This window comes from uncultured Rikenella sp. (assembly GCF_910579375.1).
Taxonomy (GTDB): domain Bacteria; phylum Bacteroidota; class Bacteroidia; order Bacteroidales; family Rikenellaceae; genus Rikenella.
The window spans coordinates 1-3,189 of sequence record NZ_CAJTUJ010000195.1 but is presented as its reverse complement, the minus strand read 5'-3'; the positions used below and the strand labels follow the sequence as shown (position 1 = coordinate 3,189).

Below are 3,189 nucleotides of genomic sequence, written 5' to 3'. Positions count from 1 at the left end.
AAGTAACTGACCACCCAACCCTGCATTTAAATTGCATCACTGCGGCTCTCTGAGCCGCGCGGGCCGAAGCCTCCCCCAGCGGAGGCCCGCAACTAACGTTGCTATAGGCCTCGCAGGCTTCGACCCTCACAAGCACTGTCCCCCATTCACCACCCTATTCTCAGAAGTTCGTCCTCGGCGCGCCCCCCACGCGCCGCGAATGCGTCGCTGCGCCCGAGGACGGCGATTCCTCTCGGAATCGCGCTATTCGCTCTCGCCCCAAAGCTATTGATAAGAGCACCGCCCCTCAAAAAAATCCCAAAAGTTAAAAGTCGAACAGTGTCGGTTCGATATATCGCGGTTTTTCCGTCCCTCCCTCCTCTGGAGTCCCCCGCTCCTCGCTCGACGAGACCTCAGCCTCGGCCACAACCACCTCCTCCGTCTCCTCCGCCATTTCTACTTCCGCTTCCGCCGGAAGAGCCTCGTTCACCGCCTCGGCCAACGCCTCCGTCCGCACCACGATCTCCGTATCCGTACTCTCCGCCCCCAGTTCCGTCTTGATCTCCAGCAACGCCGCCCGAATCCGTCCCAGGTGTTCCAGAATCTGGACATCCCGTTTCAACGAATTTTTGTTGTCCTTGATGTACTTTTCCGCCCCCGCCAACGTCATCCCCTTCTCCTTCACCAAATGGTAGATCAGCTTCAGGTTCTCGATATCCTCCGGCGTAAAAAGCCGGTTTCCCTTGGCATTCTTTTTCGGTTTGAGCACGTCGAACCGCTTCTCCCAGAAACGAATCAACGAGGGATTCACGTCGAACATTTCGGAGACTTCGCCCATGCTGAAAAACATCTTTCGAGAGCCCTTTTTCTTATCGGTCATACGGAAAATCGAGGTTTCGGTTCAGTCTGCCAAGATAGCGATTTTTTCCATACCTTTGACCACCGGATGCAAAAGCGACACACCATACGAGGCACCGTGACAACCGGACGCCGGCTGGGCCGGACGCTCGGTTTCCCGACCGCCAACATCGAACTCGCCGCCACCGACCGGAGTCGGGACAAAGAGCAGAACGGCGTTTGGCTGGCCCGAGCAGCATGGGATGACGACGACAGCACCCAACGGCGGTGGGCATTGGTCAACATCGGAACCGCCCCGACCGTGACGCAGGAAGAGAAGACCAAAGCCGAAGCCTGGCTGTTCGATTTTTCCGGCGATCTGTACGGACGGGAGCTCCGGCTCGACCTTTTACACTACCTCCGGCCCGAACGGAAATTCGCCTCGGTGGAGGAGTTGCGCCGGGCGATGGAAGAAGACAAAGAAAATGCACTCAATATCATAGCACAGGATGAGTTTACCTTATAAAGTGGCCGACATGTCGCTGGCCGAATGGGGCCGCAAAGAGATTGAAATCGCCGAACACGAGATGCCGGGCCTGATGGCTCTGCGCAAGAAATACGGGCCCTCGAAGCCTTTACAGGGGGCAAGGATCATGGGGTCGCTGCACATGACGATCCAGACGGCGGTATTGATCGAAACCTTAGTGGAGCTGGGGGCAGATGTGCGGTGGTGCTCCTGCAACATCTTTTCGACACAGGATCACGCAGCGGCGGCCATTGCGGCAGCCGGGGTGCCGGTTTTCGCTTGGAAGGGAGAGACGCTGGAGGATTACTGGTGGTGCACGCGCGAGGCGCTCACCTTTCCGGACGGCAAAGGGCCGCACCTGATCGTAGACGACGGCGGGGATGCCACCCTGTTGATCCACAAAGGGTTTGCAGCAGAGGACGACGCTTCGGTTTTAGATCGGACGGCGGCGAATCACGAAGAACAGGTCATCCTGAACCTGTTGAAAGAGACTTTGAAAACCGACCCGGGCAAGTGGCACGCAACAGTAGAAGAGTTGCGAGGGGTTTCGGAGGAGACCACCACGGGGGTGCACCGGCTCTACCGGATGATGGAGCGCGGAGAGCTGCTCTTTCCGGCCATTAATGTCAATGATTCGGTCACGAAATCGAAGTTCGACAACCTGTACGGCTGCCGGGAGTCGCTGGCGGACGGCATCAAGCGGGCGACGGACGTGATGATCGCTGGCAAAGTGGTGGTAGTCTGCGGTTACGGGGATGTGGGCAAGGGGTGCGCGGCGAGCATGCGGCATTATGGCGCCAGGGTCATTGTGACGGAGATCGACCCGATCTGCGCTTTGCAGGCGGCGATGGAGGGTTTCGAGGTAAAGACGGTCGAGGATGCTTTGCCGGAGGGGAATATCTATGTCACCACGACGGGGAACCGGGATATCATCACGCTGGAACACATGCGACAGATGCGGGATCAGTCGATCGTCTGCAACATCGGCCATTTCGACAACGAGATTCAGATGGATCGCCTCAACGCATTCGAGGGGGCGACGCGCACGGAGATCAAACCGCAGGTCGACCGCTATACGTTCGCGGAAGACGGACACTCGATTTTCATTCTGGCCGAGGGACGGCTGGTGAACTTAGGCTGTGCGACGGGCCATCCGTCGTTCGTCATGAGCAACTCGTTCACGAACCAGACGTTGGCACAGCTCGACCTGTGGCAGCGGGATTACGAGACGGGGGTCTATAGGCTGCCGAAACACCTGGACGAGGAGGTGGCCCGGCTGCATCTGGAGCAGATCGGAGCTCATCTGACACGCCTGACACCGGCTCAGGCAGACTATATCGGAGTTTCGGTCGACGGGCCGTATAAAGCGGACTTCTATCGGTACTGATCCGGTACTTCCTATTCATTTTCATGCGGTCTGCAGCTCCGGCGGCAGGCCGTATTTTTATGCTCGGGGCGGAAGATTCGGATCACACAACGTCCGCCCCGGGCTTCCGCGAAAGAGCCAATGGCGCGCTGAACGGCGTCGGTGGCAATGGTTACAGCTGGGCTTCTACGGTCAGCGGTACTGGTGGCATGAACTTGAGTTTCGGTGTGACATGGATCGGCCCCAGCTACTCGAGCAGCCGTGCCTACGGTTTTCCGTTGCGTTGCCTCTCGGAATAAATAGGAAGGTGAGTGCGAGGGCGATTAGGGTAGAGACGGCCCGGTTCGAGTGCCGAGCGGCACCGCCCCGGGCTTCCGCGACGCGGGAGACTATGGACGATTGGGAGGAGTGGTAAATGTCGGCGGCAGCGGATACAGTTGGTCTGTTGCAACCAATAGCATTCACAGTATATTTTTGGCTT

Annotated in this window: 3 protein-coding genes; 2 read left to right on the top strand and 1 reads right to left on the bottom strand. The window is 58.2% G+C overall.

What is annotated here, in order from left to right:
- Positions 1 to 304 precede the first annotated feature (304 nt).
- On the bottom strand, positions 305 to 859 hold the full coding sequence (locus QZ302_RS09555; RefSeq protein ID WP_294594818.1) for a MerR family transcriptional regulator: 555 nt from the start codon (positions 857 to 859) through the stop codon (positions 305 to 307).
- A 96-nt stretch (positions 860 to 955) separates the two neighbouring features.
- Between QZ302_RS09555 and QZ302_RS09550 the strand changes: the two genes are divergently transcribed.
- On the top strand, positions 956 to 1,342 hold the full coding sequence (locus QZ302_RS09550) for a riboflavin kinase (protein ID WP_294594816.1): 387 nt from the start codon (positions 956 to 958) through the stop codon (positions 1,340 to 1,342).
- Positions 1,326 to 2,729, top strand: coding sequence for an adenosylhomocysteinase (gene ahcY / locus QZ302_RS09545; RefSeq protein WP_294594814.1), 1,404 nt, complete (start codon positions 1,326 to 1,328; stop codon positions 2,727 to 2,729). The genes QZ302_RS09550 and ahcY overlap by 17 nt, the downstream gene beginning before the upstream one ends.
- Positions 2,730 to 3,189: the final 460 nt, after the last annotated feature.